This window comes from Proteus faecis (assembly GCF_003144395.1).
GTDB lineage: Bacteria > Pseudomonadota > Gammaproteobacteria > Enterobacterales > Enterobacteriaceae > Proteus > Proteus faecis.
In genome coordinates, this window is sequence record NZ_PENZ01000028.1 from 139,502 (window position 1) to 160,843 (window position 21,342).

Sequence of the window (21,342 nt, forward strand, 5' to 3'; positions counted from 1 at the left end):
CATCGTGTCATCTGCCACGTCTTGTTTATTCATTCTCAAGTAATAAAGGAGCCCATCCGACTGCACCACCGCTGTCATAACGCAGATCTACGTAATCAACACGCTTATCTGTTTGTTGTTGCAGTATCGGATACAACTCAATAAAGCGAGCGATCCGTTTTTCGTTATCCTTACGTCCTAACTCCAATCGAACATCATTGTCTAAAACTAATTGCCATCCTTGACGGGCAGACATTGACGCTGCTTTTAAATGCAGGTTATTTGCAAGAAGCTGATCTCTCATTGCTATATAACCTGATAACACCATTTTTTCACTTCCTTGAGGGCCGTATAACAAAGGATAGCTTCCTTTGTTTTCCAACTGAGTTGGCAGACTGAAAACGCGCCCTTCTTTATCAAGAAAGTAAGTATCATTCCAGCGGGTAAAGGGAACATATTCTACCAGATGGATTTTAAGTTCATCAGGCCACTGTTTACGAACAGTGACTAGCCTAATCCATGGCATACGTTCAATTTTTTGCTGAATGATATTCACATCCTGTGTCATAAATGTGCCCGGCTGTCCTAAAGATAAAATGGCCTGACGCACATCATCATTCGTTGTGTAATACCGTTCACCCGTTAATACAAGTTTTGAAATTGGTAGACGGTCTGCGTCTTTCATCCAATTAACCACTTGTATCCCACCCCAAACGATGGTGGCAATCACACATAAGAAAAAGATTAATCCTGATAAATAAGTACCATTACTCGGTCTGTCAGAATGTTGCTTCTCTTTGTGTTCTTTTATATTTAGCGCTGCTTGTGACATATTAACCCACTAACTCCTGAGCAACGTTTAAACAAGAGAATCGCCCATCCTTTTGTCCGATATTCCAGCGATTAATATTTTTCCCACATATATATACTTTATGAACACTTTTAGGTTTGATAATTAAATCACTAAATTGTTCAATCTGTTGAGAATTATTTACTTTAAAAGAAGAAATTGCGAATTTTTCTTCGTTTTTCTTACTTTTTAACTGAAATTTCTTCTCAACACAGATTTGAGCAAGCGAATTCTCGATCATTTTTTTCGCTAATATCGTGTTATTTTCCTCATAACACACCATCATTACAGCGACTTTATGGACTGTTTCACTATAAATGATGTTCACTTGCTCAAACATCCGCCTTAATCCTCGCTGAAAGATGGCTGTAATTTCGTATCGGCTAAGCGACGCGCTATTTTACCAATATTTCCAGCACCTTGAACTAACACAAGATCATTATCTGTTAATACGCCCGCTAATATTGACGAAATATTCGACACATCAGAAACCCATATAGGATCTAGCTTTCCACGTTGGCGAATGGTCCGACAAAGTGAGCGACTATCAGCCCCTGCAATAGGTGCTTCTCCTGCAGAATAAACATCTGTTAATAATAAAATATCAACCTGATTGAGAACAGTGGCAAAGTCTTCATATAAATCACGAGTACGTGTATAGCGATGAGGTTGGAAAATCATCACTAGACGTTTATCTGGCCATCCTGCTCTCGCGGCTTTAATCGTTGCATCAACTTCTGTTGGATGATGACCATAATCATCCACTAGCATCACTTCACCTTCTTGACCATTAACATGCTCAAGCCCATAGTTACCCAAGAAGTCAAAACGACGTCCAGTCCCTTGGAAGTTAAGTAATGCGGCTAAAATATCTTCGTCAGCAATACCTTCTTCTGTTGCTACAGCGACCGCAGCTGTCGCATTCAATGCGTTATGGCGACCAGGTGCATTTAATACAACGTGTAAATCTGGCATACCTTCACGAGAAATCGTGAAAAAGCCCTGAGCACCTTTTTGTTCATAATGCGTAATACGAACATCAGCATCTTCACTAAAGCCATAAGTCGTAATATAGCGACCCACTTTAGGAATAATCGAACGAATGACATCGTCATCCAGACACATCACTGCACGACCATAGAACGGTAGATTGTGCAAAAAGGTAATAAATGTCTCTTTTAGATTGTCAAAATTACCGTGATATGTGTCCATATGGTCTGCTTCGATATTGGTAACGACCGCAACCATAGGTTGTAAATGTAAAAACGATGCATCGCTTTCATCAGCTTCAGCAATTAAATAACGACTGCAACCTAAACGAGCATGTGTGCCAGCCGATTTAACAAGCCCACCATTAACAAAAGTAGGATCTAAACCTGCCTGCGCATAAATATTTGAAATCATTGCTGTTGTTGTGGTTTTACCATGTGTTCCGGCAATCGCTACACCATGACGATAACGCATTAATTCAGCCAACATTTCAGCACGACGAATAACGGGGATACGTGCTTCTCTTGCGGCAATAATCTCAGGGTTTTCAGCACTGATTGCTGTCGAAACCACAACAACACTTGCGCCACGAATATTTTCAGGGCGATGATTAAAATAGACTGTCGCGCCTAAGGCAACGAGCTGTTGTGTGACAACGTTTGGAGCTAAATCAGAACCGCTGATTTCATAGCCTTCGTTAGCCAACACTTCGGCAATTCCCCCCATACCCGCACCACCGATGCCGATAAAGTGAATATGCTTAACTTTTCTCATTTCAGGCACAAACGATCTTAATTTTGCCAGTTGTTGTGTATTCACTATTTACTTCTTCACTCTAAGTTAATGGTTACAAGTTACGTTTATTTTTTTGCCACTTCGATTATTACATTTGCTACACGCTCTGTGGCATCCGTAATCGCAACACTTTTTGCTTTTTCTGCCATCGCTAATAAGGTTTTTCTATCCCAATTTTTCAGGGTTTGAGCAATGACTTCTGGAGTTAAATCATTCTGTTCGATAATTCGAGCGGCACCCGCTTTTTCTAGCGGCAGTGCATTCCAATATTGCTGTCTATCTTTGTGCTGGAAAGGAACAAAAATAGCGGGTAATCCCGCTGCGGCAATTTCGCTAACTGTTAATGCACCGGAACGACATACAACAACATCAGCCCATTGGTAAGCTTGCGCTATATCATCAATAAATTCAGTAACTTTATATTCAGATTTAACTGAATTTTTTGCTAATTCATTCTGATAGCGTGTTTTTGTATCACTTTCGCCACCTTTTCCTGCTTGATGCCAGATTGTAACATGTTCACCTAGTAAACCTGCAACTATGGGTAAGGTGTGATTTAAAATTCTAGCGCCTTGGCTACCACCAATAATCAATACACGGATAGGCCCTGTTCTCTCATTTAATCGAACTGAAGGTGCTTCAAGTGCCAACACATCTTCACGAACAGGGTTTCCAACCACTGGCGCATTAGGAAATGCGCCCGGAAAAGCCTGTAATACGCGTTTCGCAATTTTTGAGAGCCAGCGATTAGTTAATCCAGCGATACCATTTTGTTCATGCAAAATAACAGGTATCCCACACATCCAAGCAGCAACGCCACCGGGACCTGAAACGTACCCTCCCATACCAAGCACAGCATCGGGCTGATAACGTTTCATAATAGAACGAGCTTGAAAAATCGCTTTAATAATACGAATAGGGGCTACGATTAACGCTTTGATACCTTTACCACGTAAACCTGAGATACGAATAAATTCAATTTCAATACCATGTTTAGGTACTAAATCGGCTTCCATTCTATCCGCGGTTCCTAACCATCGGATTTCCCAACCTTGAGATTGTAGATAATGAGCAACAGCCAGTCCTGGGAATACATGTCCTCCAGTACCACCAGCCATAACCATTAGACGGCGTCTACGCTCGCTCATTTCGGGCTCCTTACAAACGCCTGAGCTTGTGCTAGACGTGTTTCATAATCAATTCGTAATAACATCACGATGGCGGTTGACATAATAATCAAGCTCGAACCACCATAACTAATAAGAGGAAGGGTTAATCCCTTTGTTGGCAACATGCCTGCTGCTGCACCTACATTGACCAATGATTGGAATGTAAACCAGATCCCAATAGAACAAGCTAAAAAGCCTGAAAAACGTTGATCGAGGATCAGCGCACGTCGTCCAATTTGCATCGCGCGAAAAGCGATGAAGAATACCATTAAAAGCACCAAAACCACACCGATATAACCAAGTTCTTCAGCAAGAATAGAGAAAATAAAGTCGGTATGCGCCTCAGGTAAATACTCTAGTTTTTGTACTGAGTTTCCTAAACCTTGTCCAAGTAAATCGCCACGGCCAAATGCCATTAGAGATTGTGTAAGCTGATAACCGCTACCAAATGGATCTTCCCAAGGTTCTAAGAAAGAAGTAATACGTCGAACACGGTAAGGTTCAACAATAATCAACATAACAACAGCTGCAATGCCTGAACCGATAATCGCTAAAAACTGCCAAATTTTAGCACCGGCTAAAAATAGCAGTGCTAATGTTGTTACGAATAAAACCACAACGGTTCCTAAATCTGGCTGTAATAACAATAAGACAGCCAATACTAACATCACCCCCATCGGCTTACAGAAACCCCAAAAGTTATTTCTGACTTCTTCAACTTTTCGGACTAAATAGCTCGATAAATAGCAAAACAGTGCAAGTTTTGATAATTCAGCTGGCTGGAAATTTAATGGCCCCACCGCAATCCAACGTGAAGCACCATTAACTGAACTCCCAACCCCTAATACCATCAATAAAAGGAGTATCGAGCCAAACAGCATTAAGCTGCTATAACGTTGCCAAATTGCCATTGGGATACGCATAGTAACTAGCGCAATAAAAAATGCGACAACGATATAGATACCATCACGTTTAGCAAATAAGAAAGGATCTTCTGCGAGACGTTGACCAACAGGCATTGAAGCCGATGTCACCATAACAAAGCCGACAACCGCTAATCCGAAAGTAAACCAGAGCAAGGTGCGATCATACGGCACAAATGCCGTATTCTCAGTTTGATAACTGCCCACTAGCCACTGTTTTAATCTTCGCATTGCGAATATGCTCATCAGCCAAGCTCCCTTGCTAAACGTGCAAATTCATCACCACGCTGCTCAAAACATTTAAACTGATCTAAGCTTGCACATGCTGGAGAGAGCAACACCATATCTCCTGATTTCACAGTAGGCGCTAAGGCTCGCATGGCTTCTTCCATTGTCACTGTTAATAAAGAGACATCAGGTCGTAAATTTGCCAATGCTTGTCCATCTTGTCCAAAACAGTACAGACGAATATTATCTCCACTGATATAAGGCAATAAAGAAGTGAAATCAGCCGATTTACCATCACCACCTAATAAAAGATGTAATGTACCTTCAACTTCAAGCCCTCGTAATGCCGCTTCTGTACTTCCTACATTGGTGGCTTTCGAGTCATTTATCCAACGTACATTTTGGTGTGAATAAACTAGTTGAAAACGATGAGCAAGACCGTGATATGTTCTCAGCACCTCTGTTGTAGCTTTACGAGAAATACCCACGGCATCAGCAAGTGCTAATGCCGCTAATGCATTGGTATAATTATGCTGTCCCGAAAGATACATTTCAGCCGTTGAAAGGACTTTTTCACCTTTCACTTTTAACTGGCGATTTATATTATCAAGCTGATAATCACCTTGTCCGACACCAAAGCTAACACAACGATTATCTTTACCCGCTAAAGGTAACGTTAATGCATCATCTTCGTTATAAACACAGGTTTTAGCGTTATCGTAAATACGCAATTTCGCTTCACGATATTGTTCTAATCCTAACGGATAGCGATTCATATGATCTTCGCTAATATTTAATACCGTTGCAGCTGCTGCTTTTAAGCTATAAGTCGTTTCTAGTTGAAAACTCGATAACTCTAATACATATAAATCATGAGGCTCGGTTAATAAGGTCAGAGCTGGGACACCGATATTGCCACCGACGCCAACGCGAATACCATCGGCACTTGCCATTTCCCCCACCAGTGTTGTCACTGTACTTTTACCGTTAGAGCCAGTAATTGCTACAATAGGTGCGTTGGCTTCACGACAAAACAATTCAATATCACCAACAATTTCAACACCATGACTTGCAGCTTCAACAAGTGCAGGTGTCGAAAGTGCAATCCCCGGACTTGAGATAATTAAATCGGCATCGTTAAGCCATGCTTGATGAAAACTACCTGTATGATATTCAACGTCAACAGGAAGCTTATCTAAGCCTCCTGGTTTTTGGCGTGTATCAATAACCTTAGGTGTAATACCTTGGCGGATAAAAAAGTCAACGCAGGAAAGGCCTGTTATTCCAAGCCCAACAACAACCACTTTTTTCCCCTGATAATTTGCCATCTTAACGTACCTTTAATGTCGCCAGACCAATAAGCACTAACATCAATGAGATGATCCAGAAACGGACAATAACACGAGGTTCAGGCCAGCCTTTTAATTCATAATGGTGATGAATTGGAGCCATACGGAAAATTCGTTGACCACGTAACTTAAATGAGCCAACTTGTAAAATTACGGAAAGTGTTTCAACAACAAACACCCCTCCCATAATGACTAATAAGAATTCTTGACGTAATAACACCGCAATCGTTCCTAATGCGCCACCTAATGCAAGAGAACCTACATCGCCCATAAAAACTTGAGCTGGGTAAGTATTAAACCAAAGGAAACCTAAACCCGCACCTACGATAGCAGTACAGACAATCACCAATTCCCCCGCATGCATCAAGTAAGGAATTTTTAAGTAGCTTGCAAAATTAACGTTACCAGTCGCCCATGCAACTAATGCAAAACCAGCGGCAACAAAAACTGTTGGCATAATGGCTAAACCATCTAAACCATCGGTTAAGTTAACAGCATTACTTGTTCCAACAATGACGAAATAAGCCAATAAGATATAAAGCATTCCCAATTGAGGCATGACATCTTTGAAGAATGGCACGACCAGCTGTGTTGCTGGTGTATCTTTACCAATGGCATACATACTAAATGCAACAACAAGCGCTAATACGGATTGCCAGAAATATTTCCAACGTGCGATTAAACCTTTGGTATCTTTACGAACAACTTTACGATAATCATCAACAAAGCCAATCACGCCATAACCAATTAAAACCAGCAATACACACCAAACATAAGGGTTATCTAACCTTGCCCATAATAGTGTAGAGATAGAGATAGAGAGCAGGATCATAATCCCGCCCATTGTTGGAGTACCTCGTTTGCTAAAATGCGACTCTGGACCTTCACTACGAACCACTTGTCCAATTTGCATTTTTTGTAACCATGCGATGAGATGAGGTCCCATCCACAACGCAATAATTAATGCCGTCAATAAACCAACAATTGCCCTGAATGTCAGATAAGAAAACACATTAAAAAATGTATGGTATTTAACCAAATATTCAGCTAGCCAAACTAACATTCAAAGCACTCCTTTAATGCGTTCACAATATCTTCCATCGCGGAGCTTCGTGAACCTTTTACTAAAACTGAAACAACATCATGCTGCTGTAATAATGGAATTAATTGAGCAAGTAAGTCGGCTTTAAATGCAAAATGCTGACCACCTTGATTTTCATCACTAATAAAATGGCTGTAATGCCCAACAGTAAAGACACTATCAATACCTGCATTGTGAGCAAAACGACCAACATCGCGGTGACATTTTTCTGAATCTTTACCTAACTCAGCCATATCCCCTGCAACAAAAATTTTATATCCTGGTAATTGAGAGAGCACTTGTAAGCCCGCAATCATCGAGCCATCGTTCGCATTGTAAGTGTCATCTAACACCATTTTTCCTGAAGTTAATTCAACAGGGTACAATCTTCCTGGTACAGCCTTTAATGTCGATAAACCAAGGCGAATATCTTCAAGTGTTGCTCCTGCAGATAGCGCTAACGCACTTGCAGCTAAAGCATTGGCAATATTATGACGCCCCGGTAATGGCAGCGTGATTTCAACACAACCTTCAGGGGTGTGTAAGGTGAAGTTGGTAGTGAGTTGCTTAACTGATATCTCGCTCGGATAAAAATCAGCATTACGTTGCGCTGATAACGAGAACGACCACTGTGTTTGACGCACATTTAAATGATGTTGCCATAGAGGTAAGTCATTACTATCAAGATTAATAATGGCTGTACCTTGCTCTTTTAAGTGTGTAAATATTTCACCTTTTGCCTGAGCAATGCCTTCCAGTGAGCCGAAACCTTCGATATGTGCAGAAAATAAGTTATTTACCAGCGCACTATCTGGTTTCACCATATTTACGGTATAAGCGATTTCACCGATATGGTTTGCACCTAATTCAATAACCGCAAAACGGTGTTCAGGTGTTAAACGAAACAGTGTTAAAGGCACACCAATATCGTTATTTAAATTGCCATGGGTATATAGAGTTTCGCCACAGTGACGCAAAATAGAAGCCGTCATCTCTTTAACGGAAGTTTTTCCAGAAGAGCCTGTCAGTGCAACAATTTTGGCATGGCTTAGCGAACGAATATGTGTAGCAATCTCACCCATTGCTAGGTGGGTATCTTTCACAATGATTTGCGGACAATCAATATCGACTTCATGATTAACTAAAACCGCAACAGATCCCTTTTCTTTTACATCAGCGATAAAGTCATGAGCATCAAAACGCTCACCCGCTAATGCAATAAACAAACAATCTTCATCAATTTTACGGCTATCTGTTGAAATCGACTTGATAATAAGTTGATCTGCTTGGTTTTGAGCGATATGGCTCAATTTACCTTTGGTAATTTGTACAATATTTCCTAAAGATAGAGGGATCACGCTATCACCCCCAATAACCGAGCAACGGTTAATCTATCTGAATAATCAAGGCGACGTGAGCCAACCAACTGATAATCTTCATGCCCTTTACCTGCGACTAAAATCATATCATTGGTATCTGCTTGCATAATCACGTTAGTGACCGCTTCAGCTCGACCTTCAATAGCTATCGCACGGCCTGGATCCACTAAACCAGAAAGAATATCTTGAATTATTGCTTGAGGCTCTTCACTACGAGGATTGTCATCAGTAATAACAACTTTATCAGCCAGCTCTTCTGCGACTGCCCCCATTAGTGGGCGCTTACCTTTATCTCTATCTCCACCACAACCAAATACACACCACAATTTGCCTGTGCAGTGTAAACGAGCAGCTTGAAGGGCTTTCTCTAAAGCATCTGGAGTATGAGCATAATCGACAATAACTGTAGGGCGATTATCCGCGCTAAATACTTCCATGCGACCGCAAACCGGTGTCAGTGAAGATGAAGCATTTATTACCGCATTTAATGGGTATCCTAATGCTAATAATGTCGCTAAAGCACATAAAAGATTACTAACATTAAAAGCGCCCATAAGTGGGCTTTCAATTACACCCTCACCCCAGCTAGAACTAAAATGAATCGTTGCCCCCGCATCATGATAATTAACACGGGTTGTTTTAACAAAACGACCTTCCCAGTTTTGTGGCAATGTATTTTCCATTGTCACAGCAACAGCGTCAGGTAAACGCGATAACCATTTTTGACCAACAGCATCATCCGCATTAATGATTTTTTCACCACTATGATGAGTGGAAAATAGTAACCATTTTGCTTCTTCGTAGTTAGCCATATCACCATGATAATCAAGATGGTCACGGCTTAAATTCGTAAATACACTCGCCACAAAAGGCAATGCACTGACACGACCTTGAACTAAGCCATGAGAAGAAACTTCCATCGCTGTTAATGTCGCGCCTTGATTTAATAATTGCTGTAACTCTAATTGAATATCAACCGCAGAGCCTGTGGTGTTCATCGCAGGAACAACATGATCTAAAAGACCGTTACCGACAGTTCCCATCACAGCACTTATTTCACCTAAACCTTGCGCCCACTGTGCTAACAATTGTGTTGTTGTCGTTTTTCCGTTAGTCCCAGTAACACCTATCAGCTTCAGCTTTTCCGCAGGTTGATGATAAAAATGTCCCGCTAACTTTGATAGCTCGGCATTAAGATTATCAATATAAATAACAGGAATACCGTGGCTTTCACGGATTTCACCATGTGTTGCAACATCTTGTGCTTCCGCTAATACCGCTGAAACACCTTGAGCAATTGCTTGAGGAATATAGCGTCTACCATCAGTTTCATGACCTTTAATGGCGATAAAAAGATCACCACTCGCCGCTTTTCGACTGTCGAGTGTCATGTCTTTGAGCATCAAAGACGGTGCTTGTATCCCGAGTGCCCTTAATAGGTCACTTAAGTTAGGATCGGCCACTTGTATCCTCTTCTTTTTTAATTACAAATTCATTTTTATCGTCTGGCGTCAATGCATCAGGTTCTACGTTCATTGTTCGTAAAACTGCACCCATAATTGTGCCAAACACCGGTGCGGATACTGCGCCTCCGTAATACTTACCTGCTTTAGGTTCATTGATTATCACAACTAACGCAAAGCGAGGACGACTCGCAGGTGCAACACCCGCCACATAAGAAATATACTGATCGATATATTTACCATCTGGCCCAACTTTTTTCGCTGTCCCTGTTTTAATAGCAACACGATAGCCTTTAATTGCCGCGCTCACACCACCACCACCGGGTAATGCAACGCTTTCCATCATATGTACGACGGTTCTCATTACAGGTTCAGGGAATACTCGAGTTCCAGGCACAGGAGGGTCAACTTTCGTAATAGAAAGAGGTCGGTAAATACCAAAACTGCCAATTGTTGCGTAGACACGTGCTAACTGTAACGGCGTTACCATTAGCCCATATCCAAATGAGAAGGTGGCCCTTTCAAGATCGGACCACCGTTGTTTTTTTATTGGAAATATGCCACTACTTTCACCAACTAGCCCCAAGTTAGTTGGTTTCCCGAATCCAAAACGTGAATATACATCCACAAGTTCAGATGCAGGCATCGCTAACGCTAGTCGTGAAACACCAACGTTACTCGATTTTTGTAATATTCCTGTTATCGTTAGCTCATTATATCGCCCTACATCTTTGATTTGATGTCCGCTAATACGATAAGGAACAGTATTAATAACACTATTTTCTTGAATGATATGATTATGAAGTGCACTCATCACAACCATCGGTTTTACCGTGGAACCCGGTTCAAAAATATCGGTAATAGCGCGATTACGCATCGCATCTTTAGGTGTACCCGTTAAATTATTTGGGTTATACGACGGACTATTAGCCATCGCCAACACTTCACCGGTATTCACATCAACTAAAATCGCTGTTCCCGATTCTGCTTTATTCTTAATAACAGCATTGGTTAATTCGCGGTAAACCACAGATTGCAAACGTTCATCAATGCTTAACATCAGATTATGAGCAGCTTGGCTGTCTGTTTGAGCGATATTTTCAATAACACGGTTAAAACCATCTTTACGAACAACACGCTCACCAGGGGCACCTGTCAGCCACTGGTTAAAGCTTTTTTCAACCCCTTCAATACCATCACCATCAATGTTTGTTACACCGATGATGTGAGCGGTTACTTCACCTGATGGATAATAGCGTTTTGATTCTTGGCGCATATTAATCCCAGTGATTTTTAGCTTACTAATATAATCACTAATTTCAGGATTAACTTGCCGAGCTAAATAGATAAAACGAGCGGAAGGTGTGGCAACAATTTTTTGCTCGATCTGATTCACTGGCATCTTCAATGCATCAGCAAGTGCTAACCAACGAGAGTCCGTCATATCAGGATTAGCATCTAATACAACTTTAGGATCCGCCCAAATCGCGAAAACAGGTACGCTAACGGCAAGAGGTCTGCCCATTCTATCGCTGATCATACCTCTTGCTGTTGGGACTTTTTGCACACGTAGAGAACGCATATCCCCTTCACGAATAAGAGGATCAGGATTAATAATCTGTAAATAGGCAACACGGATTAATAGCGCGACTAAAGCGATACCAATACCACTGCAAAGCAACGCAAAACGCCAACTCACAAATCCTGTTTTTTCTTCAGGTTTGCGTAGTTTGGCATTTGACTTTGTCTTTGCTTTCGCTTTTGCCGAACGTGAAAATTTCATACTTGCCTTAATTATTTAGTAACCACGATGTTCTCTTTTGTTGGGTCAACATGGATCATTCCCAAACTATCACTTGAAAAACGTTCAACTCGGCTATGATCTGCCAGCGCGTTTTCTTCAAGAATGAGATTGCGCCATTCGATTTCCAATACGTTTTTTTCCAGCACTAAACGCTCTTTTTCTGCTGTCAACAAACGTGTCTTATGTGCTGTCGTTACGACATAAATCGCAGAAATAATCACAGCGATCAGTAAACACATAGGTAATTTGCCATGACGCAGTAAATCCTGCCCTATAACTCTCGGTAGTGAGTGTCGTTCGGTAGACATTTATTCCTCAATACGTTGTGCTACACGTAATACAGAGCTTCGTGCCCGTGGATTTTCTTCAACTTCTACGCCTGTCGGTTTCATTTTATGAATACTTGATAAGCGAGCACTTCCTAACTCTTTTATCTGCGCTTCTGTAAGAGGAATACCTGCTGGGACAACAGGCCCCTTGCTCTCATCTCGAATAAAACGCTTCACCAATCTGTCTTCTAACGAATGAAAACTAATTACTGACAAACGTCCTTCAGGTGCTAAAACAGAAACTGCACCTTTTAATGCTTTTTCAATTTCATCTAATTCGCTATTAATATAGATGCGAATTGCCTGAAAACTTCGTGTTGCTGGGTGTTTATGTCGCTCTTTTACCGGGCTTGCATCGCTAATTAAATCAGCCAATTGCTTGGTTCTAGTCAAAGGCTCTTCTGTTTTGTTACGTGCAACAATGGCACGAGCGATACGCTTAGCAAAACGCTCTTCACCAAATGTTTTTAATACCCATGTAATGTCGTCTTCTTCTGCTGTCATCAGCCATTGTGCAGCTGATTGCCCTGAAGTTGGATCCATACGCATATCCAGAGGCCCATCACGCATAAAAGAGAATCCACGTTCAGGATCATCAAGTTGAGGAGAAGAAACGCCCAAATCCAGTAATACGCCGTCAATCTTTCCAGCTAAACCAAGCTCATTAACATACTGTTCAATATTTGAAAAAGGTCCATGAACAATAGAAAATCGAGCATCATCAATTTCATTAGCAACGGCTATGGCTTGAGGATCTCTGTCTATCGCAATCAAGCGTCCTTGTTCCCCTAATTGCGATAAAATTAGACGAGAGTGACCTCCACGACCAAATGTTCCATCGATATAGATACCTGAAGGCTTAATATTCAGCCCATTCACTGCTTCATCCAGTAATACACTGGTATGACCAAAATTATTTGTTGTCATTATTTAAAGTGATAAATCCAATAGTCGTGTCGATAACGGTTCCTGTGAGGTTTGCTCGGCTACAATGTCTTTTTCGATCTGTTTGTACCAGACCTGTTCATCCCACAATTCAAATTTATTGAATTGACCGACTAACATGACCTCTTTTGTTAACCCCGCATGCTGTCTTAGCGTGCTAGCTAACAAAAGACGTCCTGCGCTATCCATTTGGCATTCGCTGGCGTGACCTAATAACAAACGTTGAACTCGACGTTCCGCAGGGTTCATGGAGGACAAAGCCGCTAATTTTAACTCAATCTTTTCCCATTCTGGAAGGGTATATAGCAATAAACATGGCTGGTTGAGATCAATGGTACAAACCATTTGACCTTCAGAAATCTCACTCAGCGTTGTTCGATAACGGGAAGGAACTGTTATTCGCCCTTTGCTGTCAAGATTAACGAGTGTTGCTCCACGAAACATCCTCATTACCCCCAGCTTTATAATTTACACCACATTATCCCACAAATCCCCACAAATAGAGTTTACGGATGGTATGAAAACGTTGTCAAGCCGGATATAGGAAGCTTTATTTATATTTACAGTAATTTGATAAGCACACAGAAATGTTTAAATGTTCGACAAAAAGAAAAAGGGAAATATTAACACTATGATTAATAGAGGTTATTTTTTAAATTCTATTTTTAATCACGAAAAGTAATTATTTATAGCGATTACAAGCAAGAAAACCAGATAAAGAAATCATAATAAGTAAATCGTGATTTTTATGATAAAAAACTAATTTATTGCAGCTCATTTACCTTTAGCCAACATAATAATTTGGGGACGCTTTTATATAAGCAAAAATAGCAAGATGAGAAAAAATAATTCAATATCATAAAGATAGTTATTTATTTTTATCTTACGTTTCCCAGAATAAAATTAATTACTCATTAAATTTAAGCAGTACCACTTATAGATATGTCAAAATTTGATCAACCAACCTAGTGAAATTCGAAAAACAGTAAAAAAAGGCTTAAGATTAATCTCAAATTTAATATTCTCTAAGCAATTCGACATTCTTAAATCCAATAACTCATCCCCGTTTTAATTTAATAAAACGGGGATGAGTATAAATGTAAATAATTACCAACTGAGTGAGATCAATTAACGTGCACGTCCTAAACTGCCTCGGCGACATAAATCACGGCGAATACGTGTAATTCCTGCTTGTGGTTTTTGTTCTTCTTCAAGACTCGCAAGCACAAGTTCTAATACACGTTCCGCAATATCACGATGTCGCTGAGCAACAGATAAAACAGGACATTCAAGGAAGTCCAATAACTCATGATCACCAAAAGTCGCAATAACCAATTGCGTTGGTAAACGACCACTACGTTGTAATGTCACATCCATCACCCCCTGTAATAAAGCAAAAGAGGTAGTGAATAGCGCATCAGGCATTGGATTGTTATTTAACCATTCAGAAAAAGCAGCCGCAGCAGCTTCTCGTTCATAGCTATTTGCATATAGGTAGGTGACTTCTCTAGGATCATCTTTCCATACATTACGGAAACCTTGTTCACGTAAAAAACTCACAGAGAGTTCAGGAAGTGCGCCTAAATAGAGTACAGATTGCGAAGGAAATGCTTTTAATTCTGTTGCCAACATTTTGGCATCTTCTAAGTCATCGCCAACAACACTGATAAAATGTTCACTTTCTAATGCTCGGTCTAACGCAATAATTGGTAATGAGCGATTTGCCCAACGCTGATAGAAAGGATGCTCTGGTGGCAATGCTGTTGAAACAATAATGGCATCAACTTGACGTTGCAGTAAGTGCTCAACACAACGAATCTCGTTGTCTGGCTGGTCTTCTGAACAGGCAATCAATAATTGATAACCGCGTTGACGCGCTTGCCGTTCTAGGTAATTTGCGATCCTGGTATAACTGGTATTTTCCAAATCAGGAATAACCAAACCGATAGAACGCGTACGACCAGCACGTAATCCCGCGGCAACAGCGTTCGGGTGGTAATTATGCTCTCTGACCACCGCCATCACTTTTTCAACAGTCTTGTCACTTACACGGTACTGTTTCGCTTTACCATTAATGACATAACTTGCTGTTGTTCGTGAAACACCAGCCAAGCGGGCGATTTCATCCAGTTTCACATTAGCCTCTTTTAATTATTAAATGTGTTATTTATTACATATTGCTATAAATTTCAGTCATCATGCTGATCTGAGTTTGCATTTTAACACAATTTACTGATAAAACCGTATGCGTCAACGTTTCCGTTTATGTCTTTTATCAATTATTTCAATCATCGTTATCTATCTATACGTCATTTTAAAAGAAAAAAGCACCAATCAGGTGCTTTTTCATCAATTAAAACTAATCTTGATACATTAATTCGATTTCGTTTCGATAGCGTTCAGAAATAATTTTACGGCGAAGTTTTAATGTTGGTGTTAATTCACCAGATTCCATTGAAAAACCTTCAGCAAGAAGAGTAAAGCGCTTAACTTGATGAAAACTTGAAAAGTTTTTTTGCATTTCACGTAAACGTTCATCAAACAGCTCTTTAATTTTAGTATGACGTAATAACTCTATGCGATCGTGATATTTTAAATTTAATGCACGCGCATGTTCTTCTAATGCATCAAAGCAAGGCACGATAAGGGCAGAAACAAATTTACGTGTATCTGCGATCACCGCAATATGCTCAATAAAGCGGTCTTGCCCTAATGTTCCTTCGATCATTTGTGGTGCTATGTATTTACCATTTGACGTTTTCATTAAATCTTTTAAACGTTCCGTGATAAATAACATACCATCACTATCCAGTGCACCTGCGTCTCCTGTGCGTAACCATCCATCTTCTGTAAAGGCAGCAGCCGTATCTTCCGGTTTATTGAAATACCCTTTCATGACAATGCTACCACGTACTTGGATTTCGTTTTCTGCACCAATTCGCACTTCAACGCCTGGCAATGGAGTACCAATAGAACCTAACTTATATTTGTTCTCTTCCCAGCATGAAACTGTGGCACAAGTCTCTGTCATACCATAGCCATATTTTATATTAATACCGGTGGCCAAGAAAAAGCGGATAACAGCATCATCTAAACGAGCACCAGCTGCAGGTAAAAAGCGAACTCGTCCACCTAAGATTTGTCGCAATGGATTTAACACTTTTTTATCTGCAAAACGATAGCATAAGCGGGAAATAAAGCCCTGTTGGCGCTGATTCAGTTGTGCTTCACGCCGTTTTTCACCCTGCTTTATCGCCCATTTAAAGATAAGTTGACGAAATACTGAAGCTTGAGACACTTTATCTTGAATAGCGCTATACACTTTTTCATAAAAGCGAGGAACAGCACACATCACAGTAGGTTTAACCTCACTCATTGCTTCTCTAACAGCATGAGTGTCCGTTAAATAGACATTAACCGCGCCAGTGTGCATGACATAGAAGCTCCACGCGCGTTCAAAAACGTGAGAAAGAGGTAAAAAACAGAGTGAAACATCTTTATCAGATAATGAGAGACGCTCATCATGTAGATAAAGCTGTGATGCTAAGCTTGTGTAGTCGAGCATCACACCTTTAGGTTCACCTGTGGTTCCTGATGTATAAATCAGAGTAAACAGATCATCTAAACTGCATTCATTAATACGTTGTTTTAACACGTCATCATGCTGAAAATGCGTCTGATTAATTAAATTTTCTAGATAGCACGAAGGTGTATTTGCGTTTAACACAACATCGGAGTTAAACACAATAATATGTTCAAGCTGAGGACATAATGCTAATAATTCAGAAGCAATATCATATTGCTTTTGGTCGCCAACAAAAAGAATGCGAATATTCGCATCATTTAAAATATAAGTGGCTTGTTCAACACTACTTGTTGCATAAAGAGGAACGGTTACTGCACGTAGTTGCAAAGAAGCAATATCAGCTAAAGACCAATCAATGGTATTTTGAGAAAAAATCCCAATGTTTTCTTGAACATCTACACCCATTTCTAACAATGCATTTGAGAGCGCATGTGTTTTCTTTTCAACCAACGCCCATGACATTTCGATGTTGCGCTTAGCATCCCACTGACGGTAAGCAATTTTATTTCCGCTGTGTAAAAACTGCATCTGCAATCTTCTAATTATATGATAATCATGAAGATTATTATTAGTTATCATAATTTTCCTGCTATTTATGGAAAAGCGCCCCTGTAATGAAACCGAAATGGAGAAAATGCCTCTCTTACAGTTTCAGCTTACACTTGTTCGCTGACTCGAATAAAAGTCTAAGTGATCCGCCAAAATAAAGGAATTCAATTTTACATAAATTTGTAAAATTGTGAGTTATGAAAAGTTTTGTCAAAAAAGGCTATCTCATCATAGTGAGAAAATGAAATATTACGATCTTATTTTTTATGGAAAGATAAAAAGAAAAACTGATAAATAACAATAGGTAATTAGAATAACTTAATCAATGACAATATAAAAAGGGGGATATTATTGCAAAAAAACAAGTTTAATATAGTTATAATACGAATAAGAGTCATTATTACAAAGAAAGGGCAAAAATAGTGACAGCGCTCCAATTGAGTTTACTTAACTGTATAAACGCCATTTTGGTCATCAGCAGATAGCTAATATTATCTGCCACTATTTCTGCATAATTAGTAATAAATACTAATTATGAGTAAAAACACTCTAGTTTTGACAAACTTCGCTTAATAAATTTTTCATCCATAAATGGCCTTTATCACGCGCTGTTGATTCGTGCCAAATCAAGTAACATGGACGTGCTGTTTTTTCCCAAGGTAACGACACTGCTTTAATATCTAATTGTTCAGAATAATTCTCAACTAACCATCTTGGTGCAATAGCGACCAAATAAGTTCTAGATACAATATTTAATACACTATTTAAATCTGTTCCTTGATAAGTGATTAAATCTTCCAATTGAGTATCTTTATAATAAGGCGCACTAAATGAACCAATATCATCTAAAGAAACAATCGAATGTTGCTCATTTAATAACATTTCTTGGGTCACACTCTCTTTAATACGAGGGTGTTTATTAGAAACGGCCAAAACAACTTCGTCATTAAATAGAGGTTGTGAATGAAACTCCGCCTTTTCAAATTCCTTATAGCTAATAAAGAACTCAATCTCTTGATATTTTAATTGGTGTTCTATATTACTATTTAAATAAGACTTAATATTAACGTTAATATTAGGTGTCTCATTTTTAATTTGTTCAACTATTTTGGGTGCTAGCTTTATATCTAGCGGGCTACAAATAGATAAATTAAATATACGTTCACTCTGTTCTGGTTCAAATCCTGCACCAGGAAGTTCGTTATGAACCAATTGTAAAGCTTGTCTGACTGGACCAAAAAGTTGTTTGGCTCTTAATGTAGGTTGAATTCCTCGTCCATAGCGAACAAATAATTCGTCATTAAACATAACCTTAAGGCGAGATACAGCATTACTTACTGCGGGTTGTGACATGCCCAGTACTTGTGCAGCACGGGTAACATTTTGCATTTGCATAACAGCATCAAATACCGTTAATAAATTAAGATCAACATTACGTAAATGCATATCTGCTGATTCTCTGCTGGTAACTGTTGCTGATGTGTAATCCGTCATTTCTTACTCCACTATGTTATCATAATAGGCAAATAAATATTATTAACCGAGAAATTGTTAATAATAGATAGACTTTAACTATTACTTAAACTATTTATTAAAATTTATTATTCATCATCCATGCATACAACTAAACACATAAATTTTATATCAATAAAAAAAGACATTTCATATAAAAATAAAATTGATATTAAAATTACATGTATAGAAAATGATTATATCAATATATATTACAACCTGTTTTACTTTCTGCCTTGCAAATAATAAAACAAAGTATGATAAAAATCATAATAAAATAATGTGTCTTCATTCCTAAAATAGATATCCGATATCTATTTTTTGTCATAATACAATGATTTTTATTCTTACATTCAAAACGTTGCTCACATTTATCAATCATCCCTTCCCTAACACGCTCTTTTTTATCAATCAACCAGCTGATTAAAAAAAAAGCAAACAATTGTTTAATTTTTCATTTCACTCTTTTTCAAACAATGTATGGAACATTAACCCAATCAATGAATGCTTAATAGTTATAATCATTAGTAAAAATTTAGATATTAGTCAGAATCACTATGAAAAACTTACAAATAACACTGACAAATGAATTAATAAATTCCAACGCTTGACATCTTTATTGGTATTAGGTATCAATAAATAAAGATTATTGAGAACTTATCTAAGGATGTTTCATGTTAAACGCAATTTTACTATCAAGCCTACTACTACTCGCAACGTTTATGCGCGGTCGGCTTATGGGTAAAAAGTGAAACACACCTGCCCTTAGAGAGAAAACCCGCGCTAGTCGCGGGTTTTTTTATACCTGGGAGAGCGCAAACAGCAAATAAGAAAGAGTAAGGAACAGATTATGAGCAATAACGTGATTATTTTTGATACCACATTGAGAGATGGCGAACAGGCATTGCAGGCGAGCTTAAGCGTAAAAGAGAAGTTACAAATAGCTTACGCTTTAGAACGTTTAGGTGTGGATATCATTGAAGCGGGCTTTCCTGTTTCTTCTCCTGGTGATTTTGAATCCGTACAAACCATTGCGCGCGAAATCAAAAATAGTCGCATTTGTGCATTAGCACGTTGCGTTGATAACGATATTGATGTTGCAGCAGAGTCATTAAAAGTCGCAGAAGCTTTTCGTATCCACGTATTCTTAGCAACATCGGCATTGCATGCTGAACATAAATTGAAGAAATCGTTCGAAGATATTATTGAAATGGGCGTGAACTCAATAAAACGCGCTCGTCGCTATACCGATGATGTGGAGTTTTCTTGCGAAGATGCAGGTCGTACTCATATCGATAATTTATGTCGAATTGTTGAAAATGCAATTAATGCTGGTGCAACCACCATCAATATTCCAGATACAGTAGGTTATACAACGCCTTATCAGTTTGGAGGCATTATCACCAATTTATTTGAGCGTGTTCCCAATATTGATAAAGCCATTATTTCTGTTCACTGTCATGATGATTTGGGTATGGCTGTCGCTAACTCCATAACTGCTGTACAGGCAGGAGCAAGACAAGTAGAAGGAACTATTAATGGCTTAGGCGAACGTGCAGGTAACTGCGCATTAGAAGAAGTCATTATGGCGATAAAAGTCCGTGAACAAATGATGAATGTTCAGACACGAATTAATCACAAAGAAATTTATCGTACCAGTCAATTAGTCAGCCAATTATGTAACACGCCAATTCATGCTAATAAATCTGTTGTTGGCTCCAATGCATTCGCGCATTCCTCGGGTATTCACCAAGATGGTGTTTTGAAAAACCGTGAAACTTACGAAATCATGACTCCGGAATCTATCGGGTTAAAAGAAGTGCAATTGAATTTAACTTCTCGCTCAGGTCGTGCCGCAGTTAAACATCGAATGGAAGAGATGGGTTATCGCGAAACAGATTATAACTTGGATACTTTATATTCTGCCTTCTTACGTTTGGCAGATAAAAAAGGTCAGATCTTTGATTACGATTTGGAAGCTTTGGCATTTATAGGACAACAACAACAAGAACCTGATGCGTTTGTAATGAATTATTTTAATACCCAATCAGGTTCATCAACCGTTGCTACCGCGAGTGTCAGCATTACTCATGGAAATAAAGAAATTACTGAAGCGGCAACGGGTAATGGTCCCGTCGATGCGGTTTATCAAGCCATCTCTCGCGCAACAGGTTATCCATTAAAGTTAGTTACTTACCAATTAACAGCTAAAGGTGAAGGCAGAGACGCCTTAGGACAAGTTGATATCGTCGTTGAATATCAAGGTCGTAAATTTCATGGAATGGGTTTAGAAACTGACATCGTAGGTTCATCAGCAAATGCCATGATCCACGTTATCAATAGCATTTGGCGCTCAGAGCAAGTCGAAATAGAAAAACGCAAACAACATACAACACAAGAAGCGGTTTAAT

The 21,342-nt window shown here is 39.3% G+C and carries 17 protein-coding genes; 1 reads left to right on the forward strand and 16 read right to left on the reverse strand.

What is annotated here, in order from left to right; translation table 11 throughout:
* Positions 1–25: 25 nt before the first annotated feature.
* The 16 genes from ftsQ to leuO all read right to left on the reverse strand — a co-directional run bounded on the left by ftsQ (position 26) and on the right by leuO (position 18,913).
* A complete protein-coding gene (ftsQ, locus tag DK858_RS07760) occupies positions 26–811 on the reverse strand; it encodes a cell division protein FtsQ (protein ID WP_109396904.1) in 786 nt (261 codons plus the stop codon).
* 1 nt (position 812) lies between these two features.
* On the reverse strand, positions 813–1,169 hold the full coding sequence (locus tag DK858_RS07765; protein ID WP_109396905.1) for a hypothetical protein: 357 nt from the start codon (positions 1,167–1,169) through the stop codon (positions 813–815).
* A gap of 5 nt (positions 1,170–1,174) precedes the next feature.
* Positions 1,175–2,638 carry a UDP-N-acetylmuramate--L-alanine ligase gene (murC, locus tag DK858_RS07770; protein WP_109396906.1) on the reverse strand — a complete coding sequence of 488 codons (1,464 nt, stop codon included), beginning with the start codon at positions 2,636–2,638 and terminating at the stop codon, positions 1,175–1,177.
* A gap of 41 nt (positions 2,639–2,679) precedes the next feature.
* Positions 2,680–3,762, reverse strand: coding sequence for an undecaprenyldiphospho-muramoylpentapeptide beta-N-acetylglucosaminyltransferase (murG, locus tag DK858_RS07775; RefSeq protein ID WP_109396907.1), 1,083 nt, complete (start codon positions 3,760–3,762; stop codon positions 2,680–2,682).
* A complete protein-coding gene (ftsW, locus tag DK858_RS07780) occupies positions 3,759–4,952 on the reverse strand; it encodes a cell division protein FtsW (RefSeq protein ID WP_109396908.1) in 1,194 nt (397 codons plus the stop codon). The genes murG and ftsW overlap by 4 nt, the downstream gene beginning before the upstream one ends.
* A complete protein-coding gene (murD, locus tag DK858_RS07785; protein WP_109396909.1) occupies positions 4,952–6,262 on the reverse strand; it encodes a UDP-N-acetylmuramoyl-L-alanine--D-glutamate ligase in 1,311 nt (436 codons plus the stop codon). The genes ftsW and murD overlap by 1 nt, the downstream gene beginning before the upstream one ends.
* Position 6,263: 1 nt before the next feature.
* Entirely contained in the window at positions 6,264–7,346 is a 1,083-nt protein-coding gene (gene mraY, locus DK858_RS07790; RefSeq protein WP_109396910.1) for a phospho-N-acetylmuramoyl-pentapeptide-transferase, read from the reverse strand.
* Complete coding sequence (gene murF, locus DK858_RS07795; protein ID WP_109396911.1) at positions 7,340–8,722, reverse strand: UDP-N-acetylmuramoyl-tripeptide--D-alanyl-D-alanine ligase; 1,383 nt, start codon at positions 8,720–8,722, stop codon at positions 7,340–7,342. The genes mraY and murF overlap by 7 nt, the downstream gene beginning before the upstream one ends.
* A complete protein-coding gene (gene murE / locus DK858_RS07800) occupies positions 8,719–10,206 on the reverse strand; it encodes a UDP-N-acetylmuramoyl-L-alanyl-D-glutamate--2,6-diaminopimelate ligase (RefSeq protein WP_109396912.1) in 1,488 nt (495 codons plus the stop codon). Before murE ends, murF begins: the two co-directional genes overlap by 4 nt.
* The gene (gene ftsI / locus DK858_RS07805) at positions 10,193–11,989 is read right to left on the reverse strand and encodes a peptidoglycan glycosyltransferase FtsI (RefSeq protein ID WP_109396913.1); all 1,797 of its coding nucleotides are present in this window, start codon (positions 11,987–11,989) and stop codon (positions 10,193–10,195) included. Before ftsI ends, murE begins: the two co-directional genes overlap by 14 nt.
* An 11-nt stretch (positions 11,990–12,000) precedes the next feature.
* The gene (gene ftsL, locus DK858_RS07810; protein WP_109396914.1) at positions 12,001–12,318 is read right to left on the reverse strand and encodes a cell division protein FtsL; all 318 of its coding nucleotides are present in this window, start codon (positions 12,316–12,318) and stop codon (positions 12,001–12,003) included.
* Positions 12,319–13,266 carry a 16S rRNA (cytosine(1402)-N(4))-methyltransferase RsmH gene (gene rsmH, locus DK858_RS07815; protein ID WP_109396915.1) on the reverse strand — a complete coding sequence of 316 codons (948 nt, stop codon included), beginning with the start codon at positions 13,264–13,266 and terminating at the stop codon, positions 12,319–12,321.
* 3 nt (positions 13,267–13,269) lie between these two features.
* On the reverse strand, positions 13,270–13,728 hold the full coding sequence (mraZ, locus tag DK858_RS07820; protein ID WP_075670769.1) for a division/cell wall cluster transcriptional repressor MraZ: 459 nt from the start codon (positions 13,726–13,728) through the stop codon (positions 13,270–13,272).
* Between the two features lie 684 nt (positions 13,729–14,412).
* Positions 14,413–15,420: a catabolite repressor/activator gene (gene cra / locus DK858_RS07825; protein WP_075670767.1), complete on the reverse strand. Its 1,008-nt coding sequence runs from the start codon at positions 15,418–15,420 to the stop codon at positions 14,413–14,415.
* A gap of 223 nt (positions 15,421–15,643) precedes the next feature.
* Positions 15,644–17,449: an AMP-dependent synthetase/ligase gene (locus tag DK858_RS07830; RefSeq protein WP_109396916.1), complete on the reverse strand. Its 1,806-nt coding sequence runs from the start codon at positions 17,447–17,449 to the stop codon at positions 15,644–15,646.
* Positions 17,450–17,968: 519 nt separating this feature from the next.
* On the reverse strand, positions 17,969–18,913 hold the full coding sequence (leuO, locus tag DK858_RS07835) for a transcriptional regulator LeuO (protein WP_109396917.1): 945 nt from the start codon (positions 18,911–18,913) through the stop codon (positions 17,969–17,971).
* Between the two features lie 868 nt (positions 18,914–19,781).
* Here leuO and leuA point away from each other — a divergent pair.
* A complete protein-coding gene (gene leuA / locus DK858_RS07845; RefSeq protein WP_109396918.1) occupies positions 19,782–21,341 on the forward strand; it encodes a 2-isopropylmalate synthase in 1,560 nt (519 codons plus the stop codon).
* Position 21,342: the final 1 nt, after the last annotated feature.